Here is a 1,342-nt window from a genome sequence, read left to right as displayed (position 1 = left end):
CCGGGGGGCCCCGCACGTGGCCGCCCTGGTTGGTGCTCCGCGGGGGGGGCTCCGTTGCGGGGGGGCCCGCCTCCCCCCCCGAGTCCCCCCCCGCGTCCGATCCGGGTCGATGGGACAGGCGGACCGGGGATCTTCGACGTCCCCGGTCCGCCACCGTCCCGGGTGCGGTGTCCCGAAGGGGTCTCCACGTCCCCCGACCAGCGCGCCGGAAACGATCACCTGATTCACCCCTTGTGTCGACCACCGCTTCACCCCAGCGTTCAGCGCGGCCCGTTGGCTCCGACGGGCAACCCTGACGGAGGTGGAGCATGTCCCCTGCACGCACGATCGCCGCGTCCCTGTTCGCGGCCGTCACGTTCTCGACGTTCCTCGTGGCACCGGCCCAGGCGGCGACCGACGCCGAACTCGCCTTCCACTGGGCACCGGTGCACTACCAGGACACCGACTCGTCCGACTACGACGCCGACTACCTGTCCACTGTGGACTTCGACGGCGAGTGGAACACGCTGAACAACTGGGAGTCCCAGGACGACTCGCTCGCGCGCCTCACCGGTGCCGCGTACTACTCGGTCGTGGAGACGTCGACGCACTGGTTCGTCGTCTACAGCTTCTACCACCCGCGGGACTGGGAGGACTTCGCAGACCCGTTCGAGCAGTTCACCCACGAGAATGACATGGAGGGCGTGCTCGCCACGGTCCGCAAGGACGGCTCGACCTACGGCAAGCTCGAAGCCCTGGTGACGGTGGCGCACAGCGACTTCTACTCCTACGTCCCGGCCGGCAGCACGTTCACGTCCGGTCGCGAGAGCATCGACGGCACCGTGCGGCTCGACGGCACCCGGCCGATCACGCGCCAGGAGGCCAAGGGGCACGGCGTGTACGCGTGGAACGGCGCGGAGTTCCCCGGCGGTGACGGCGTGGTGTACGTGCCGAGCGCGACCGGCGAGGTGCCTTCGAGCGGCAACGACCGTTCCGTCGGCTACCGGCTGGTGGACGCCTTCGCCACCGGCGGCCTGTGGGCGCAGCGCAACAGCACCACGACGTTCGCGAGCTGGGGCACGTTCCGCGGTGACAACGGCAAGGACAACGCCGCCAACAGCGCCTGGGGGTGGGACGACGCCAACGACGGCAGCGACCTCCAGCGCGGCCTGCTCGCCACCGACCCGGCCTACCTGGTCTCGGTCTACTTCGCCAACCGCGGCACGTTCAGCCTGACCTACACCCGCAACGCCTACCGCTAACCCTCCAGACCGCGAGAGTCCTACGTTCACGCGTCGAGAGTCCTACGTTCACAGCACCTGAGTTCAACGCTCACGACACCGGCCGGGTGTGCTGAGCGTTG

At 69.5% G+C, this 1,342-nt stretch carries 1 protein-coding gene; it reads left to right on the top strand.

The genetic code is table 11. From position 1 onward, the window contains the following. Positions 1-308: 308 nt before the first annotated feature. Positions 309-1,241 carry a hypothetical protein gene (locus tag AB0G02_RS40555; RefSeq protein ID WP_360805961.1) on the top strand — a complete coding sequence of 311 codons (933 nt, stop codon included), beginning with the start codon at positions 309-311 and terminating at the stop codon, positions 1,239-1,241. Positions 1,242-1,342 lie beyond the last annotated feature (101 nt).

This window comes from Actinosynnema sp. NPDC023658, assembly GCF_040639995.1.
Classification (GTDB): domain Bacteria; phylum Actinomycetota; class Actinomycetes; order Mycobacteriales; family Pseudonocardiaceae; genus Actinosynnema.
Note: the sequence above shows the minus strand (reverse complement) of the source record. Positions and strands in the feature narration are given on the sequence as shown.